General features: G+C 40.5%; 1 protein-coding gene and 1 pseudogene. Both read left to right on the top strand.

The features are described 5' to 3' along the window. Positions 1-831: pseudogene (locus PX636_RS20240) on the top strand (M48 family metalloprotease); the annotation flags it as partial. A gap of 207 nt (positions 832-1,038) precedes the next feature. After that, positions 1,039-1,688, top strand: a 650-nt coding sequence (gene acsF, locus PX636_RS20235; protein ID WP_288118522.1) for a magnesium-protoporphyrin IX monomethyl ester (oxidative) cyclase, incomplete at its 3' end; no start/stop codon positions are given.

The raw sequence follows: 1,688 nt of genomic DNA, 5'->3' as shown, positions 1-1,688 counted from the left end.
GTATTAAATATTGCCCTGGAGCAGGATGCGATCATTGCCGGTAACGTTTATGGTATCGCATTGGAGTCTCGCCGGATCGGACAGAGTTTTCTCTGGGATATATATAATCCTTGGGCAAAATGGTTAGAGTTGCAATCTAATCATCCCCTGACTGGTGAAAGGATTCGCGCTTTAACTAACTATGCCCGACAGATGGATCTGGATATAGAATTTAGTCTGGGGGAAGTATTACGCCAAAAAATGGAATTAAATCCCAAGAAACTCTATCAAAACTTTTGTCTACGACTGTGTTTATATTATGCTTCGGGACTAGGCTTTATTATTGGGGTTGTCATAGCTGGTTTTCTTTGGCTGAAATTTAGCTCTTGGGGTGCATTGGGCCTAATTTTAGTCGGTGGGGGTTTGGGTATAATTATCAATCGATTAGCCAGTTATCCTCGTCTCAACAATGCTAGTTTCAGCGATATTTTTTCTTTAACTGATAATCCTTACAGTCATCCCCTCCCAGCTATCCCCGTCCGACTCCGCGGTGAGTTAATTGCTCAAGGAAAGAATTTCTTTCTTAAAGATAGCACCGGCATAATTCCCCTCGCTCCTAACTATCGTTTTGGTTTTTGGCATAAAATCAGGACTACTAACTCCCCCATGGCAGCAATAAATAATACATCTGTACGAGTTCTCGGTTGGTTTCGTCGCGATTTATCTCCTCGTCTCGAATGGAGTCAAATAACTCACTCTGGCGGAAATATTCGGTTTTATCCCCGTTTTTGGCCTTTAGTTAGCGGTTTTGGCTTATTAGTCTCCGGTTTAATTATCGCAGTCACATTTTAAGCATCGCAAAAAACTGCCACTTCATCCCTTTTCTAGTTTTAGGTACTTGCTTGGATAGTACCCAATCTTTGAGCGGCAATCCCTAAAATCCTCTAGTCTCACACCCCGAAAACTATTGATAACTATTGATAAAACTTAATAATTATCATTGGCTTACCTATTTATGTTTAAAATCCTATATAGCTATGTAGTCAAGTAATTTCCATCATGGTCACTACCGTTGAACCCCCCTCCCAGAAAAAAGCTGTTCTGCGCGAAACTATCCTCACTCCTCGTTTCTATACCACCGATTTTGAGGCTGCCGCTAATTTTGACCTTTCTCTGCAAGAAACCGAAATCAAAGCGATGTTAGAGGAGATGCGGACCGATTACAACCGGCATCACTTTGAACGTCAGCAAGAATTTGAGAACTATCAAGATAATCTCGATGAAAAAACGAGAAATGCCTTTATAGATTACCTAGAACGCTCCTGTATCTCCGAATTTTCTGGCTTTTTGTTATTTAAGGAACTGTCACGACAACTAAAAAGCCGTAATCCCTTGTTAGGGGAGATATTTCATCTTATGGTTAGATATGAGGCGCGCCATGCAGGATTTCTCAATAAAGCCATGGCTGACTTTAATATTTCCCTCGATTTAGCCAAAATTACTAAAACCCGTACCTACACCTTTTTCCCCCTTGAATGGGTGTTATATACGGTCTATCTCTCCGAAAAAATCGGTTATTGGCGGTATATTCTCATTTATCGTTATTTAGAAGAACATCCCCAGTATAAATTTAATCCTCTTTTTAATTACTTCGAGAGTTGGTGTCAAGACGAAAATCGCCACGGAGATATCTTTAAAACCTTACTGCG

It is taken from the genome of Microcystis sp. M53598_WE2 (genome assembly GCF_030067735.1).
In the GTDB taxonomy this organism is placed as follows: domain Bacteria; phylum Cyanobacteriota; class Cyanobacteriia; order Cyanobacteriales; family Microcystaceae; genus Microcystis; species Microcystis aeruginosa.
Note: the sequence above shows the minus strand (reverse complement) of the source record. Positions and strands in the feature narration are given on the sequence as shown.